This window comes from Kribbella pittospori, assembly GCF_004331465.1.
Classification (GTDB): domain Bacteria; phylum Actinomycetota; class Actinomycetes; order Propionibacteriales; family Kribbellaceae; genus Kribbella; species Kribbella pittospori.
Genome location: NZ_SJKB01000004.1, coordinates 490,684 through 507,723, shown reverse-complemented (window position 1 = coordinate 507,723; position 17,040 = coordinate 490,684). Strand labels below are relative to the sequence as shown.

12 protein-coding genes are annotated in these 17,040 nt (G+C 68.0%); all 12 read left to right on the top strand.

The genetic code is table 11. The features are described from left to right. The first annotated feature begins 6 nt into the window (after positions 1 to 6). The 12 genes from E0H73_RS15905 to E0H73_RS47210 all read left to right on the top strand — a co-directional run bounded on the left by E0H73_RS15905 (position 7) and on the right by E0H73_RS47210 (position 16,899). On the top strand, positions 7 to 1,995 hold the full coding sequence (locus tag E0H73_RS15905) for an ABC transporter substrate-binding protein (RefSeq protein WP_131356032.1): 1,989 nt from the start codon (positions 7 to 9) through the stop codon (positions 1,993 to 1,995). Then, positions 1,995 to 2,993 (top strand): ABC transporter permease, encoded by a 999-nt coding sequence (locus tag E0H73_RS15900; protein ID WP_131356029.1) that lies wholly within the window; start codon positions 1,995 to 1,997, stop codon positions 2,991 to 2,993. Before E0H73_RS15905 ends, E0H73_RS15900 begins: the two co-directional genes overlap by 1 nt. A gap of 5 nt (positions 2,994 to 2,998) precedes the next feature. Beyond that, the gene (locus E0H73_RS15895) at positions 2,999 to 4,093 is read left to right on the top strand and encodes an ABC transporter permease (protein ID WP_131356026.1); all 1,095 of its coding nucleotides are present in this window, start codon (positions 2,999 to 3,001) and stop codon (positions 4,091 to 4,093) included. A gap of 10 nt (positions 4,094 to 4,103) precedes the next feature. Then, positions 4,104 to 5,105 carry an ABC transporter ATP-binding protein gene (locus tag E0H73_RS15890; protein WP_131356023.1) on the top strand — a complete coding sequence of 334 codons (1,002 nt, stop codon included), beginning with the start codon at positions 4,104 to 4,106 and terminating at the stop codon, positions 5,103 to 5,105. Continuing rightward, positions 5,102 to 6,109: an ABC transporter ATP-binding protein gene (locus tag E0H73_RS15885; protein WP_131356020.1), complete on the top strand. Its 1,008-nt coding sequence runs from the start codon at positions 5,102 to 5,104 to the stop codon at positions 6,107 to 6,109. Before E0H73_RS15890 ends, E0H73_RS15885 begins: the two co-directional genes overlap by 4 nt. Positions 6,110 to 6,120: 11 nt before the next feature. Next, positions 6,121 to 7,650 (top strand): ABC transporter substrate-binding protein, encoded by a 1,530-nt coding sequence (locus E0H73_RS15880; RefSeq protein ID WP_131356017.1) that lies wholly within the window; start codon positions 6,121 to 6,123, stop codon positions 7,648 to 7,650. Then, positions 7,644 to 8,711 (top strand): sialidase family protein, encoded by a 1,068-nt coding sequence (locus tag E0H73_RS15875; protein ID WP_131356014.1) that lies wholly within the window; start codon positions 7,644 to 7,646, stop codon positions 8,709 to 8,711. Before E0H73_RS15880 ends, E0H73_RS15875 begins: the two co-directional genes overlap by 7 nt. Next, positions 8,708 to 10,108: a DUF5060 domain-containing protein gene (locus E0H73_RS15870; protein ID WP_131356011.1), complete on the top strand. Its 1,401-nt coding sequence runs from the start codon at positions 8,708 to 8,710 to the stop codon at positions 10,106 to 10,108. Before E0H73_RS15875 ends, E0H73_RS15870 begins: the two co-directional genes overlap by 4 nt. After that, positions 10,105 to 11,319: a DUF5605 domain-containing protein gene (locus tag E0H73_RS15865; protein ID WP_131356009.1), complete on the top strand. Its 1,215-nt coding sequence runs from the start codon at positions 10,105 to 10,107 to the stop codon at positions 11,317 to 11,319. Before E0H73_RS15870 ends, E0H73_RS15865 begins: the two co-directional genes overlap by 4 nt. Continuing rightward, positions 11,319 to 13,376 carry a hypothetical protein gene (locus tag E0H73_RS15860; RefSeq protein ID WP_131356006.1) on the top strand — a complete coding sequence of 686 codons (2,058 nt, stop codon included), beginning with the start codon at positions 11,319 to 11,321 and terminating at the stop codon, positions 13,374 to 13,376. The genes E0H73_RS15865 and E0H73_RS15860 overlap by 1 nt, the downstream gene beginning before the upstream one ends. After that, positions 13,369 to 14,487 (top strand): glycoside hydrolase family 28 protein, encoded by a 1,119-nt coding sequence (locus E0H73_RS15855; RefSeq protein ID WP_131356003.1) that lies wholly within the window; start codon positions 13,369 to 13,371, stop codon positions 14,485 to 14,487. The genes E0H73_RS15860 and E0H73_RS15855 overlap by 8 nt, the downstream gene beginning before the upstream one ends. A 117-nt stretch (positions 14,488 to 14,604) precedes the next feature. Then, positions 14,605 to 16,899, top strand: coding sequence for an HNH endonuclease signature motif containing protein (locus tag E0H73_RS47210; RefSeq protein WP_238164030.1), 2,295 nt, complete (start codon positions 14,605 to 14,607; stop codon positions 16,897 to 16,899). The last annotated feature ends 141 nt before the right edge of the window (positions 16,900 to 17,040 follow it).

Genomic DNA, 17,040 nt, shown 5'->3' with positions numbered 1-17,040 from the left:
GCAAAGATGTCCCGAGAGCAACGAACGATCGGCCGGCGCGGGCTGCTGCAAGGCGGCCTGGGCCTGCTGGCAGTGGCGACAGTCCCCGGCTGCGGCTTCTTCGACACCAAGCCGGCCGGCTCCGGTGCGCAGGTCGCCGCGGCCGGCGAGAAGGAGTCGCCGATGCTGAAAGCCCTGGTGGACAAGGGATCCCTGCCCCCGCTGGAGCAGCGACTGCCGAAGAACCCACCGGTGATCAAGCCGCTGGCAGGCAAGGCGCAGTACGGCGGCACCTGGCGGTCAGCGATGCTGACCCAGGAGGACACCCAGTGGCTGTGGAACGGCCTGGCCTATGAGCCGCTGGTCCGCTGGAAGCCGGACAAGACCGGCAAGCCCGGGTACGACGAGATCGAGGCGAACACCGCCGAGTACACGGTCGATGCCGACAGCAAGGAGATCACCTTCACGCTCCGCGAGGGCCTGAAGTGGTCCGACGGCAAGCCGTGCACTGCTGACGACATGCTGTTCACCTTGCTCGAGGTGCAGTGCGACACCGGCCTGCACCCGGACGGCATCTACGATGCGTTCGCCTCGCCCGATACAGGCAAGCTCGCGAAGATCGAGAAGGTCGACGACCGGACCGTCAAGCTCAGCTACACCGCGCCGCAGCCGTCCCTGATCAGCCAGATCGCCGACGGGATCTTCCTGCGTGAGGGTGCCTACGGGATGCTGCTGCCGAAGCACTATTTCCAGCAGTTCCACCTCAAGTACAACAAGAATGCGAACGCGCTGGCGAAGAAGGCCGGCGTCGGCAGCTGGACCGACCTGTTCGCGCAGAAGCAGAACCCCTGGACGAACCCCGACCAGCCGACGCTCGCGCCGTGGAAGGTCACGACCGCGCTGGGCAAGGGCTCCGCGGTCACCCTGACCCGGAACCCGTACTACTGGAAGGTCGACGACCAGGGCCGGCAGCTGCCGTACATCGACGCCTGCCGGGTCGAGGTCGTCCAGGATGCCCAGGTCGAGCTGCTCAAGGTGATGAACGGCGAGTTCGGCATGCAGTACCGCAACTTCGGTACGCCGCAGAACAAGCCGGTGGTGGCGCAGAACCGGGAGAAGGGCGGCTACAAGATCTTCGAGGTGCCGACCCAGCTCACCAACACGATGATCATCGGCATCAACCAGACGCACAAGGACCCGGTGAAGCGGGCCCTGTTCGCGAACAAGGAGTTCCGGATCGGGCTGTCGTACGCGATCAACCGCAAGGAGATCATCGACGCCGTGTACGCCGGCCAGGGTGAGGCCTGGCAGGGTGCTCCGCCGAAGGATTCGCCGTACTACAACGAGCAGTTGGCCACGCAGTACCTGGAGTTCGACGTGGCCAAGGCGAACCAGCACCTGGACGCCGCCGGGCTCACGAAGAAGGCGGCCGACGGACGGCGGCTGGGCGCGGACGGCAAGCCGGTGTCGGTGACCGTGCTGGTCAGCGAGTCGTTCCCGGACCACGTCGAGGCGATCGAGTTCGTCAAGAAGCGGTGGCTCGCCGTAGGTGTCGAACTGCGGACGCAGGCCGTCAGCGAGGACCTCTACAAGGAACGCGTGAAGGCGAACGACCACGACGCCGGCACCTGGACCAGTGGGACCTTCGTCCTCCCGACCGGCACCGGCGGCGACCACTACTGGGTGCCGACCAACGACGGCAGCGCGCGGTACGGCGTCGGCTGGGCCCAGTGGTACCAGACGCATGGCAAGGAAGGCATCACGCCGCCGCCCGAGGTGCAGAAGCAGCTCGACCTGTTCACCAAGGCCCGGAACGAGCCGGATGCCGCGAAGACGCTCGACCTCGGCAAGCAGGTGCTGCAGATCGCGGCCGACCAGTTCTACTACATCGGCACCAGCAGCGTCCCGAACACCTACGGCGTCGTGAAGAACGACTTCCACAACGTCCCGGAGCAGATGATCGAGGCGGTTGCCCCCGGCATCGTCCACCCCGAACAGTTCTCGATCGGGGCATAATGCTGCGCTTCCTCGTCCGGCGGCTGCTGTGGATGGCGGTGACGCTGGCGGCCATCTCCTTCGTCACGTTCGTCGTCATCAAGCTGCCGCCGGGCGACTACACCTCGACGGTGATCGCCAACGCCGAGGCCCGCGGCCAGGACATCCCGGACTCACAGATCGCCGAGCTCAAGCGGCACTACGGGCTGGACAAGCCGTTCCTGGTCCAGTACCTGACCTGGATCTCCGGCGTCGTGCTGCACGGTGACCTCGGCCAGTCGTTCGCCTGGAACCAGTCAGTGGCCAGCCTGATCGGCAACCGGGTGCTGTTGTCGATGGTGCTGTCGATCGCGAGCCTGTTGTTCGTCTGGGCGATCGCGTTCCCGATCGGCATCTACAGCGCCCTGCGGCAGTACTCGCCTGGCGACTACGTCGCGTCGTTCCTCGGCTTCATCGGGATGGCTGTGCCGGAGTTCATGCTCGCGCTGGTGATGATGTACGTCGGATTCCGGTACTTCGGCCAGAGCGTCGGCGGACTGTTCTCACCGGAGTACGCCGATGCCGCGTGGAACCTGGGCAAGTTGCTCGACCTGGTCTCGCACCTGTGGATCCCGATCGTCGTGGTCGGCGTGGCCGGCACCGCGGGGCTGATCCGGATCACCCGGGCCAACCTGCTCGACGAGTTGCACAAGCCGTACGTCGCGACCGCGCGGGCCAAGGGGCTGCCGGAGTGGAAGCTCCTGCTCAAGTACCCGGTCCGGATGTCGCTCAGCCCGTTCTTCAGCACGGTCGGCTGGTTGCTGCCGGGCCTGATCAGCGGCGAGACGATCGTGTCGGTCGTGATGAGCCTGCCGACCAGCGGTCCGCTGCTGCTCGGTGCGGTGAAGAGCCAGGACATGTACCTGGTCGGCAGCTTCGTGCTGATCCTCAGCACGCTGACGGTGATCGGCACGATGCTCAGCGACCTCGCACTGGCCTGGTGGGATCCGCGGATCCGCGCCCGGTTCCAGAAGGGATAGGCCGGATGCTCCAGCAGAACGCTGCCCAGCAGACCACGGTCTCGCAGACGCAGTGGCGGTTGATGTGGCGGCAGTTCCGCCGGCACAAACTGGCGCTGATCGGTCTGATCGTCCTGGTCCCGATCTACTTCGTCGCGGCTTTCGGGGGGTTCTTCGCGCCGTCCGGCAGCGACACCGCCCACACATCCCTGCCGTACGCACCGCCGCAGCGGCTGAACGTGTCGACCGAGCACGGCCTGTTCGTCTACGGCTTCTCATCCACGCGCAACGACGAGACGTTCGAGCAGACCTTCACCGTCGACAAGTCCAAGATCATCGACGTCGGGTTCTTCGTGCACGGCGACAAGTACAAAGTCCTCGGGGTGATCCCGTCCGACATCCACTTGATCGGTCCGACCAACGCGAACGAACCCTTCTTCCTGCTCGGTGCCGACCAGTCCGGCCGGGATCTGCTGTCCCGGCTGATTCTCGGGGCGAGGGTCTCGCTGTCGATCGGCCTGGTCGGGGTGTTCGCCAGCTTCCTGCTCGGCATGCTGATCGGCGGCATCTCCGGGTACCTGGGCGGCCGGGTCGACAACGCGATCCAGCGGGTCATCGAGTTCATCATGTCGATCCCGACGCTGCCGCTGTGGATGGCCTTGTCGGCCGCCCTGCCAGGCAGTTGGGGACCGCTGACCCGGTACTTCGCGATCACGGTGATCCTCTCGCTGATCGGCTGGACCGGATTGGCACGCGACGTGCGCGGCCGGTTCCTCAGCCTGCGCGAGGAGGACTTCGTGATGGCGGCGCGGCTGGACGGTGTCGGTCGCGGCGGGATCATCTTCGGCCACATGGTGCCGTCGTTCGCCAGCCACATCATCGCGTCGGTGTCGATGGCGGTGCCCCGGATGATCCTCGGCGAGACCAGCCTGTCGTTCCTCGGCCTCGGTCTGCAGCCGCCGGCGGTGAGCTGGGGTGTTCTGCTCGAGGGCGCGCAGAACATCCGGGCCGTCGCCACCGCCCCCTGGCTGCTGACCCCGGGCCTCGCGGTCGTGGTCGTCGTACTGGCCATGAACTTCGTCGGCGACGGTCTCCGCGACGCCGCGGATCCCTACAAGTAGGAGGACTCCGATGGCTATGCCTTTGCTGGAAGTCCGCGACCTCAGGACTCACTTCGAGCTGGAGGACGGTGTGGTCAAGGCCGTCGACGGTGTCGACCTGACCGTGAGCCGCGGTCGCACGCTCGCCGTGGTCGGTGAATCGGGCTGCGGCAAGAGCGTCACCGCACGGTCGATCCTCCGGCTCGTGGAACGCCCGGCCCGGATCGTCGGCGGCGAGGTGCTGCTGTACGGCGACGAGTCCGCCGGCGACCCGGAGGACCTGCTGGCCGCGAAGGACAGGCGGCTGCGGCAGGTGCGGTGGGCCGACATCGCGATGGTGTTCCAGGAGCCGATGGCATCGCTCAGCCTGGTGCACACCATCGGCGACCAGATCGTCGAGGCGATCCGGCTGCACGAGAACGTCAGCAAGGCCGTCGCCCGCGAACGAGCGATCGAGTTCCTCGGCCGGGTCGGCATCCCGGACCCGAACCGCCGGGTCGACTCGTACCCGTTCGAGCTCAGCGGTGGCATGCGGCAGCGCGCGATGATCGCGATGGCGTTGTCGTGCCGGCCGCGGCTGCTGATCGCGGACGAGCCGACCACCGCGCTCGATGTGACCACGCAGGCCCAGATCCTCGACCTGCTGCAGGATCTGCAGGAGGAGTTCGGCATGGCGATCATGCTGATCACGCACGACCTGGGTGTCGCTGCACAGGTCGCCGACGAGGTCGCGGTGATGTATCTCGGCGAGGTCGTCGAGCACGGTCCGGCGACCTCGGTGCTCACCAAGCCCAAGCATCCGTACACCCAGGCGCTCGTGCGCTCGGTGCCGCGGCTCGGGCAACGCGGTCAGGACCGGCTGGCCGCCGTGCGGGGGAGTGTGCCGCCGCCGTACGAACGGCCGTCGGGATGCCGGTTCCATCCGCGCTGCGATGCGTTCATGGCCGGCAAGTGCGACGAGATCGTGCCGGTTCGGGTACGGACCGACGACATCGACGTCGCCTGCCTGCTGTACGGCGAGGGGGAGCGATGAATCTGTTGACCACTGAGGGCCTGACCATGCATTTCCCGCTGCAGAGCGGGTTCTTCGGCGGGAACCGCGGCGTGGTGAAGGCGGTCGACGGTGTCGACCTGTCGATCAAGGCCGGCCGGACGCTCGGTCTGGTGGGCGAGTCGGGCTGCGGGAAGACCACGCTCGGACGCTGCATCGTGCGCGCCTACGAACCGACGTCGGGCAGCATCATGTTCGACGGCGTCGATCTGGCACCGCTCTCCGAGAAGCAACTGAAGCCGTACCGCGCGCAGGTGCGGCTCATCTTCCAGGACCCGCACTCCTCACTCAATCCGCGCAAGACCTTGCGCGACATCATCGCCGAGCCACTGCGAGTGCATGGCGGCGGCAATCGCGACGAGATCGACGACAAGGTCGGCGCTCTGCTGCGTCGAGTCGGGCTGCGAGCGGAGTACGCGCACCGGTACCCGCATGCCTTCAGCGGCGGTGAGCGGCAGCGTGTGGTGATCGCTCGAGCACTGGCGACCGACCCCCGGCTGGTGGTCGCGGACGAGGCGGTCAGCGCGCTCGACGTGTCGGTCCGGGCCCAGATCCTCAACCTGCTGAAGGACCTGCAGGAAGAGTCCGGCCTCACCTACCTGTTCGTCTCCCACGACCTCGGCATCGTCGAGCACGTCGCCGACGACGTCGCGGTGATGTACGTCGGCAAGCTCGTCGAGAGCGCCTCGACCGAAGAGCTCTACACCAAGCCCCTGCATCCCTACACCGAGGCGCTGCTGAGCGCCGTCCCGGATCCCGATCCGGCCTCGCGCGGACAGCGATCGCGGATCGTCCTGCGCGGCGAGATCGCGGATCCGTCCAAGGTGCCGGCCGGCTGTCCGTTCCATCCACGGTGCGGGTACGCCGAAGCCCGGTGCCGCACCGAAGTACCTCAGCTGCGCGAGGTCGGCGGCCGGCGGGTCGCCTGTCACCTCGCCGAACAGCTGGAGCTGAAGGGCGTCCTCGCGGACGCCACCGCCCCTTAGAAAGGCTCACCATGTCCGACACTCAGAACACTCCCGAGGACAAGACCCCCGGGTTGTCGCGGCGCGGGTTCGTCCGGAACACCGCCCTGATCGGCGGTCTCGCCGCCCTCGGCGGCGCACTCCAGGCGGCCCCGGCGGCAGCTAGTTCGACCACCGCCACCCCGCGCGCCGGCGCCCGGTCCGCGGCCGGCACCGTCGAGATCCCGAACAAGTACGGCAAGCCGTTCTCCGTCGACGACGACGAGGTCTTCGTCTTCGCGGTCAACTTCAAGCCGTTCGAACTCGGTGGCGACGACGACGGCCGCGAGGCGACCCGGTACTTCGACGCTGTCTTCGGCGACGCGATCCGGGCCAAGTTCCCGGATGTGAAGCTCAAGTACGCCACCTGGGACTACCCGATCCGCTACGAGGACATCGCCAAGGCCGGCCGGGTGCCGGACCTGATCATCGACGACCCGCGGACCCGGATCGACCGCGACCTGGAGCCGCTCGGCTGGGTCCAGGACATGACCTCGATGGTGCAGCAGGCCGGGATCGACCTGTCCGCGCTGAACCTCGGTTCGGTCGAGCTGGTGAAGTCACGCTCCGACGGTGGCCTGTACGGCGTACCGCTGTTCATCGACGAGCACGTGCTGCTCTACAACAAGCAGATCTTCGACAAGTTCGGCGTCCGCTACCCGCGGACCGGGTCGACGTACGACGAGATCTACAAGATCGCCAAGCGACTGACTACGCAGGACGGGATCCACCACTACAAGGGCTTCATGCAGCACCCGGACAACTACCTGGCGCTGAACCAGCTCGGTCTGTACCCGTTCGTGCCCGGCGACAGTGAGCAGCCGGCGCCGGAGGACATCAAGGTGAGCCTGACCACCACGGAGTGGAAGCGGGTCGCCGACAACATGCACCGCTTCCTGATGCTGCCGGGCAACGGCTTCACCACGGTGGACGACTTCTTCAAGGGCGACATGAGCTTCCCTGGCCACCTGGCGATGGCGGTCAACACGCTGTCGAAGCTGAACGCCTACGCACTCAGCTCGCTGTACGTCGAGGAGGACGACGCGGCCGACTACGCCGAATGGGCCAAGAGCGTGAGCATCGGCGTCACCTCGATGCCGGTGCTGTCGCGCGGCTCGACCGCGATCTACCAGCCGAACGCCAGGGCGGCGTACATCCCGCCGCAGTCGCAGCATCAGGCCGAGTCCCTCGACATCCTCAAGTACCTGGTGTCGGAGGAGGCTCAGACCCGGCTCTCGTCGTACGGCGTGAAGGCAGTGCTGCAGACGGATGCGGTCGTGAACGCGTTCGGTACGGCGATTCCGGAGCTGCAGGGGATCGACACGTCGGGCGTGTACTGGGGTGACAACGCGGTGGTCAAGAACTACCAGAACACCGAGTACTGGGACATCCCGCTCTACAAGGTGTTCCGGCAGCACGTGCTGATCGACGGGATGGATGTCGATTCGGCGCTGCAGGTGGCCGAGCAGCAGGACATCCCCAACTACATCAAGGCGCAGGTCGCCGCAGGATTCACATGGTGATCGATCCACGCTTCGACGGTCGTCTCCGGGACGGCGTCGCGCTGCTGCCGACGCTGCACCAGGGCGACAGTCACGCGGCGACCCTGGTCGAGACTGCGGCCGGCGATCTGTTGTGTGCTTGGTTCAACGGGCCGAAGGAGGGGGAGGCGGAGACCAGGATCGTCCTGTCCCGGCTCCCCGCCGGCTCGGACACCTGGACGGTGCCCGTGCCGATGTCCGCGGACCCGGACCGCTCCGAACAGAACCCGGTGCTGTTCGTGGCGCCGTCCGGGGAGGTGTGGCTGTTACACACCTCGAACGAGCCGCACGATCAGTCCACCTCGCGCGTGCTGCGCCGCGTCTCGCGTGACGGCGGGCTGACCTGGGTCCCGAGCGACGTTCTGTTCGACCGCCCGGGCAGCTTCGTCCGCAACCCGATCGTTGTGCTGAGCAACGGTGACTGGTTGCTGCCGGCGTACGACTGCGACAAGTCCGCGGAGACCACGGTTGTCCTGCTGAGCTCAGACCAGGGTGTGAGTTGGACGCGGATCGATTTGCCGGACGCGATCGGGCAAGTGCAGCTGAGTGCGGTTGAGGTCGCGCCGGGCGAGCTGCTCGGGTACTTCAGGAGTCGTGCGGCGGACCGGATCCACCGGTCCGTGTCGAAGGACAGCGGCCGGACGTGGTCGGCGCCGGAGCGCACTGCGTTGCCGAACAACAACTCGGCGATCCAGGTGCTGCGGTTGGCCGACGGCCGGCTCGTGCTCGTGTTCAACGACTCGTCGGCCGAGCGGGACCAGTTCCGCTGGGTGCCCGACGGGAAGGGCGGCGTGCGGCGGAAGACGTTGCGGACTCCGCTGACACTGGCGCTGTCCGAGGACGATGGCGCGTCCTGGCCGTACTGGCGGAACCTGCAGGTGCAGGACGAGGAGTACCGCGACAGCGAGTTCGGCTACTCGTATCCGACGCTGCTGCAGACCCGCGACGGGCGGCTGCACGTCGCGTACTCGTATCTGCGCAAGACCATCAAGCACGTGATCCTGACGCCCGAATGGATCGAGGCGGGAGACCGACTGCCATGACTGTGGAGCGGTGGGGAGTGCACGAGCTCACCCTGACCGGGCCGGCCGACGGGAACCCGTTCGCCGACGTCGAGTTCCGGGTCGCCTATCGGTACCGGAACCGGGTGCTGACGGTGGACGGCTTCTACGACGGCGACGGGGTGTACCGGGCGCGGTTCAGCCCGGACCGGGAAGGGGAGTGGTCGTACCTCACGAGCAGCTCCGCACCCGAGCTCGACGGTCATCGCGGTACCTTGCTGTGCATCCCGCCCGGCCCGGGCAACCACGGGCCGGTCGGGGTGCGCGGCGCACATCACTTCGCGTACGCCGACGGCAGCCGGTACGACTGCATCGGGACCACCTGCTACCACTGGACGTACCAGTCCAAGGACCTGCAGGAGCTGACGCTCGCATCGTTGCGGTCGGCACCTTTCGACAAGGTGCGGATGTGTCTGCTGCCGACCGACGGCATGCGCCCGGAGCGGACGCCGTTCGCGGGGTCCACGCCGGGGTCGGTCGACGTCAGCCGGTTCGATCCGTCGTTCTTCCGGGAATTCGAGGCTCGGGTGGCCGACCTGCTTGCCTTGGGCATCCAGGCTGATCTGATCTTGTTCCACCCCTACGACCGAGGGGTCTGGGGGTTCGACCGGATGACGGCTGCCGAGGATGCGGCGTACCTGCGGTATGTGGTCGCGCGGCTGGCGGCGTACCGGAATGTCTGGTGGTCGCTGTCGAACGAGTACGACTTCAACCGGGAGAAGACGATCGCGGACTGGGATCGATTGCTGCAACTGGTGCAGCGGTACGACCCGTACCAGCGGCTGCGGTCGATCCACAACGGGACCAAGATGTACGAGGTCTTCACGCCGTACGACTTCGGCAAGCCGTGCATCACCCACCAGAGCGTGCAGCACTGGGATGGGGCGGAGGTCGCCGCGTGGCGCGCGTGCCTGAAGCCGGTGGTGATCGACGAGATCGGCTACGAGGGGAACGCCGGGCGTCGGTGGGGCAATCTCACCGCGGACGAGATGGTGCATCGCTTCTGGCAGGGCATGTCATTGGGTGGGTACGTCGGTCACGGCGAATCGTTCGTCGATCGCGAGACGCGGGCGTGGATCTCGGTCGGCGGTCGGCTGTACGGCGAGAGTCCGGCGCGGATCGCCTTCCTGCGCTCGGTGTTCGCCGAGCTGCCGCGGCTGGGTGACGGCGAGGTGGATGCCTCTCGGTGTGTCCTGCAGTACCTGGGCGACCGTCAACCGTCGGCCGTTGAGCTGGATCTTCCGCCAGGTGATCCCTTCCGCTTCGACCTGATCGACACGCGGGCGCTGACCATCACTCCTGTCGCCGGTTCGTATTCAGGCTCCTGTCGCATCCCGCTCCCCACTCATCCCTACCTAGTCCTGCGAGGCACCCGATGACCGAGGTTGAACGCTGGGGCGTGCTCGAGCTGCAGGTCGGCGGACCGGTCTCGACGGTGTTCCGGCACGAGTCCGGCGAGTCTGCCTACGCGGAGTCCTTCCAGGACGGCGACCCTTGGCTCATCCGCTTCATGCCGTCGCTGGAAGGCATCTGGCACTACGCGCTGCCGGGCGCCCCGACCGCCGGCCCACTGGCGTTCACCTGCACCCCGGCGACGACGTCCGGGCCGATCCGCTCGTCCGGCACCACTCTGCGCCGTGCCGACGGGACGCCGTACCACCCCCTCACCACCACCTGGTTCGACCACCCGACCGGCGACTCGGCCGACTGTTGGGCCGCGGCCGGCCGCGCTCTCGCCGCCTCCCCGTTCACCCGGGTCCGACTGCGCGCCGACAACCCGCAGCGCCTCGAGGCTCAGGTCCGCGACCTCCTCGCAGCAGGCATCGACGCCGAGATCCTCTTGCCATCCGAAGAGCAGGCGATCCGCCACCTGGTCAACCGACTGGCCGCCTATCGCAACGTCAGTTGGTGTCTGGACGCGTCCTCGGACGCGCGCCATCTGGCCGAGCTGATCGCGGAGTGCGACTCCAGCAACCACCTGATCTCCGTGCACGCAGCACCAGAAGCCGTGGACCCCGGACCGCCGTGGTTCACCCACCTCAGCGTGCCGCTCGAGAACCTGCGCGGCGTCACGGCCCTCCGCCGCGACTACGCCAAGCCCGTCCTCGTCGACGCGTGCGGCTACGAGGGAGACGGCGCCACGCCAGACACCAGCCTCAGACCGGAGGAGCTGCTCACCCGTATCTGGGAGGGCACCGTCCGAGGCGCCCACGTCACCCACGGCGAGTGGTACGCCGACTCCGACGGCGGACCGTGGTCGGCCGGCGGAACCCGCCCGACCGGTGTGGTCGCGCAACGCCTGCGCCTGCTCCGGGAGGTTCTCGACGAGCTGCCCGACGGAGTGGAGCCCATCGACGACTACCGGGACGCTCCGACTCTCGCCGTACCTGGCAGCTACTACCTGCAGTACCTCGGCGAGCACCAGTTCCCCGACCGCACCTTCACTCTCCCGGTCGGCACCTACCAGGTCGACGTACTCGACGTCTGGAACCACACTGTCCGCAGCACCCGTGAGACCGTTGCCGACACCCTCACCGTCCGCCTCCCTGGCACGCAGTACCAGGCCATCCAGATCCGTCGAGCCTCCTGATGCCAGCCCTCACGTCCGGCCCCCGGACCGCCGAACTCCGCCGCACCTCCGACGGAGTAGTCCTCCACCTGGGCACCAGTACGCCGTACTTGGAGCGACCGGTCGCCGAGCTGCTCACGTGCTCGTCCGGACGACCGTGGCAGCCCAACGTCATGCAGCGGGAGGGCTGGTGGATCTCGCGGCGGCCGGGTGAGCATCGGGCCGGCTGCCGTACCGGGCCTGTTGCGGTCGAGATCCGGCTCTCCTTCGACGCGGACGATCGGCTGAACCTGGAGCTCCGGTGGCGCAACACCGGCCAGCGGCGGTTGGGTGATCTGGCCGTCGGACTGATGCTCGACCTCGGCCGCGTCACCGACAGCCAGCTGACCGTCCCCGGGCTGATCTACAACGACAATCCGTCCGCAGACCCGGCGCGCGCCGTACCCCGGATCGGTCCGGAGCCCGGCGGGGGTTTCGTCGCCGAGGAGGACCGGCTCCCGATCCCTGGCGTGAACCTGGAGTGGCGCGCCGGCCGCGAGCGCCGTTGGCTGAGCGTGTTCTCCCGCCCGGAGCCTCGGCGGTCCGGCGACGGGCAGGTCCGCTACGGCTCGCTGGGGGTCATCCGCCAGGAAGGGCCTGTCATCGCGGCGCTGAGCGGCGTACTGATGTTCGACGGCAAACAGGACGTCCGGTACGTCAGCAAGGCCGAGACGGAGTCGACCGAGGATGGCTACCTGACGCTGCGGCCGGGAGAGGAGTACGTCCAACGGCTGGTCCTCGACTGGGGACCGCAGGAGTATCGGGGGCACGCTTTCCGCGAGCTCGTCCGGACCGGCCGCTCGCTGTTCACCTTGGCCGGCGCCCACCCGCTTGGCCTCGACGACGTCGTCGCTCGCAAGACCATTGCCTTGGACAACAGGTGGTACCGGGACGGGACAGTAGCCGGCTACACCAAGTTCAGCGACGTCGTCGGCAACGGTCCGGCGAAGGCACGGCACTTCATGTACGGCTGGACCGGCCAGGCCCTGAAGCTCGCCTGGTGCGACGCCCGGCTCGGCTTCGAGACCGGCGACCGGACCAGGATCGACCGCTGCCGCGCGGCCGTCGAGTTCTACCTCGCCGGCAGCTCGACGCGGACGCCTGGGCTGCGGCACAACGCCTACCAGGTCGGCAGCCGCCGCTGGACCAGCTTCCGCAGCGGCGGCCGCGCGATGGTCTCGAGTCGGGCGTACGGCGAGACGATCGCGGACCTGGCCGAGATCATCACGCTGTTCCGCGCTGAGGGTGAGCCGGTGCCGCCGTCCTGGCCGGATGCGCTCGCTGGTGCACTGAAGTTCCTGCGTGGCGCGCTGCTGCCGGACGGCACGTTCCCGATCGGGTGGCGCCTCGACGGCAAGCCCGCCGCGTCCATGCTGTCCGCGGCCGGCATTCCGTGCGTGCTGGCGGCGCTCAAGGCGTCCGTCGTACTCGGGGATGACTGGTTGTTGTCGGAGGCGACGACGTGGCTGACGCGGTATCACGGGCAGCACGCGCGGACGTTCGATCGTCCGTTCGCCCGCTCCACCCTCGACGCTGCGTGCGAGGACAAGGAGGCGGGGATGTACTTCTTCCTCGCCGCGTACGAGTTGTTCCGCCTGACTGGAGACGACCTCTACGCGCAGTGGGCCGAGGTCGCTGCCGACTGGCTCCTCACCTGGGTCTATGTCTGGTCGCCCGAGTTGGACCTCGACTCTCCACTGCGAGCGGCCGGCTTCAACGCGATCGGCTGGCCGGCTGTCAGTGTCCAGAACCATCACCTGGACGCGTTCTTCCCGACGTACGAGCTGATGGAGTTCGGCCTCACCACCGATCGGCCCGACTTGGCCGCCGCAGCTCGCACCACGATGGGTGCGATGGGACAAGGCATCTCTGCGGGCCCTGGTGAGTGGGGTTTCCAGATCCCTGGTGAGCAAGGCGAAGCGTTCTTCCAGACACACTGGCAGCGCCGAGGACACAGCAACACCTGGAACCCGTCCTGGGTGATTGCCGTCCCTCTCGCCAACGCCCTCCGCATCCGTTCCCTGGAGCCGCATGACTGACCACGTCATCACGGAGTACGGCGCTCGTGAGGGTTTCGATTGCACAGGGGCCATCGAGCTTGCCGTCAAGGCTTGCGAGCTGACCGGTGGCCGGGTCGTGGTGCCCGCCGGCCTGTTCCTGACCGGCCCGATCCGGCTGCGGAGCAACGTGGAGCTGCACGTGTCGGTCGGAGCGACGTTGCGGTTCTCGACCGACCGTTCGGCGTACCCGATGGTGCGGACCCGGTGGCAGGGGATCGAGTGCTGGAGCTACTCGCCGCTGATCTACGCGTACGACGAGGTGAACGTCGCGGTGACCGGGACCGGGACACTGGACGGTGGCGCAGGGCCTGACAACTGGTGGCGAGACACGAAGCCGGTCGACGACTGGAACCGGCTGCTGCGGATGGTGGACGACGGCGTACCGGTCGATGACCGGATCTTTCCACCTGGGCACGGGTTCCGGCCGAGTTTCATCCAGCCGCACAGTTGCCGGCGGGTGCGGATCGAGGACGTACGGATCGTGAACGCGCCGATGTGGGTGGTGCATCCGGTGTTCTGCACCGACGTACTCGCGCGCGGTATCACCGTCGACAGCCGCGGCCCGAACAACGACGGCTGCAACCCCGACTCCTGCCAGGACGTGGTCATCTCCGGCTGCTCCTTCGACACCGGCGACGACTGCATCGCGATCAAGTCCGGCCGCGACGCGGACGGCCGCCGCGTCGCCCGCCCGTCGGCGAACATCCTGATCGAGTCCTGCCGCTTCGGCACCGGCCACGGCGCCGTCACCATCGGCAGCGAAACCTCCGGCGGCATCCACCACATCCACGCCCGGGACCTCCACATCACCGGCCCGGCCGTCGACCACGCCCTCCGCATCAAGACCAACCTCCACCGCGGTGGCACGATCGAACACATCACCCTCCAAGACACCCAAGTCGACGCCGTCACCACCTCCGCCATCCACATCACCACCACCCATGCCACCCCCACCCCACCACCCAGCCCCTTCCCCCCAACCGTCCGCCATATCACCATCACCAACCTCCAGGCCCACAACACCCCCCAAACCCTGGAAATCCACGACACCCCAACCTCGCCCGTCACCGACCTGCACCTGCTCCCATAGGCAACGTTGCCCGCAGCAACATCCACAACCTGTGGACGATCTGAAGTCCTGAAACCCTTTGTGGATAAGGCCTTCTGGGTTTGAGAAGTGTCGGTGGCTGTGGTTACTGTTGTCGGTATGGAACTTCTGGGCGAGCAGCCGATCTGGTCGATGAGCGGCAGCGAGCTGCTGACCACTCTCGACCAACTCGAGGCCGACCTCGACCGGCGCCAGACCTACCGCCTCCAACTCATCGCCGCCCTCGACAACACCGGCCACGCAGCAGACCTCGGCGCCCACGACACCGTCCAGCTCCTAGCCTTCCGCTACCGCCTGGACCGCCCCACGGCCTACCGCGACGTCCGCCTGGCCCGCGCCCTCCCCAAATACCCCACCGTCACCACCGCCCTAACAGATCCTGTGGTGGTGGGACCCGACGAGTCCGACACCGACGGCGACGGCGACAGCGCCCTCCCGACTACCGAGTCCGAGACCGCCGGTGAGGACAACGGCGGCGGGGTACCAGAAACCGAGAACGAGACCTACGGTGAGGCCGACGAGACAAGCCAAGATCACTCGACTGCATGGCTCCTCCGCCCCGCGCAGGCCGAAGCGATCGTCTCCGCCCTGGAACGCGTCCCCACCACAGTGCCGGTCGAAGACCTCCAGGTCGCCGAACAACAACTCGTCAACCTCGCCCGCCACCTCACCCCCGGCGAACTCCGCAAAGCCGGCAAGCAAATCCGCGACCTCCTCGACACCGACGGCCCCGAACCCGACGAACACAAGGCCTACGCCCGCGAATCCCTCGCCCTCATCACCGCCGACAACGGCGTCAAGTTCCGCGGCTACCTGGCCAACGAGAACGCCGAACTCCTCCGCGCCCTCATCCACACCGGCGCCCGCCCCCACAAAACCCTCGACGGCGAACTAGACCCCCGCCCCCGCGAAAAGCGCCAAGCCGACGCCCTAACCACAGCCTTAACCCTCGCCGCCACCGCCACAGACACCACCCACACCCGCAGCCCAAACACCACTGTCGCCGCCGCCGGCAACCCCAGCGCCTCCAGCATCACCGAACCAGGCGTTGCCAAGCCGACCGCAGATCCCATTGGAACAACCCTGGCGTCGCCGGAGTCCACGGCCACCGCCACGCACAGCACCGCCACCGCCACGCACAGCACCGCCACCGCCACGCACGGCACCGCCACCGCCAACGCGACCGCCACGCACGGCACCGCCACCGCGCTCCCGCTCCCCGGAGTCGGCGCCGACCTTGGCGCCACCCCGCCAGCCACTGCCACCTTCGCGGGTGCGACGACCGGCACCGGCCCCTTCGCGGGTGCGAGGACCGGCTCCGGCCCCTTCGCGGGTGCGACGACCGGCACCGGCCCCTCCGCGGGTGCGACGACCGGCACCGGCCCCTCCGCGGGTGCGACGACCGGCACCGGCCCCTCCGCGGGTGCGACGACCGGCTCCGGCCCCTTCGCGGGTGCGACGACCGGCACCGGTCGCGGAACGAACGCCAACGGTGGGATCCCAGGGTTCGGGGCGAAGGCGAACATCACGGTCACCATCGACCTGGAAGACCTGAAGGCGGCCGCCGCGGACGCCACCGGGCACCTCGTGTACGGCGACAACCTGTCCGCTGCCGCGATCAGACGCCTGGCCTGCGACGCAAACATCATCCCGCTCGTCCTCGGCTCCAACTCCGAGCCCCTCGACGTCGGCCGATCAGAACGCCTCGTCACCCGCGCCATGCGCCGCGCCCTCAACACCCGCGACAAAGGCTGCGTCGTCTGCGGCGCCCCACCCGTCCAATGCGACGCCCACCACCTACGCTCCTGGATCGACGGCGGTCAGACCGCCATCTTGGAACCTCGTCCTGCTCTGCCGCCGCCACCACATCGACCTCCACGCCGGCCACTGGACCATCACGATCACCAACGGCAAAGTCCACGTCACCCGCCCCACCTGGGCCGACCCACCAGCTCCACGTCGTCATCGACATCGCGCACCTGTCTCACCACCCCAATCCGCCAGACCGCCCGCAGCCGCACCTCCCAACCCCCGGCACGAAACCCTCCACGGACAACCGTCCGAGGACGGTTCGCACGCCGACCCCCCGCCAGCCGAACCTCAGCCAGACGAACACCAGTCGGACGTACAGCGCCCAGACGGACTCCGGTCGGACGGGCTGCGCTCGGACGGGCTGCGGTCGGACGGGCTGCGCTCAGACGGGCTGCGCTCAGACGGACTGCGGTCGGACGGGCTGCGGTCGGACGGGCTGCGCTCAGATGGGCTGCGGTCGGACGGGCTGCGGTCGGACGGGCTGCGGTCGGACGGGCTGCGGTCGGACGGGCTGCGGTCGGACGGGCCGCGCTCGGACGGACTCCGATCAGACGAGTGGCGCTCGGACGGGCTGCGGTCTGACGGGCTGCGGTCGGACGGGGTCCGGTCAGGCGAGGCTGCACGCATGGACAGTGTGCGGTCACGGGATGGGCGCGTGGGAGACGCGTCGCGGGTAATTGCGCGCCCGGGCGACTGCGGCACTGATGGTGCGGCTCGCCGAGA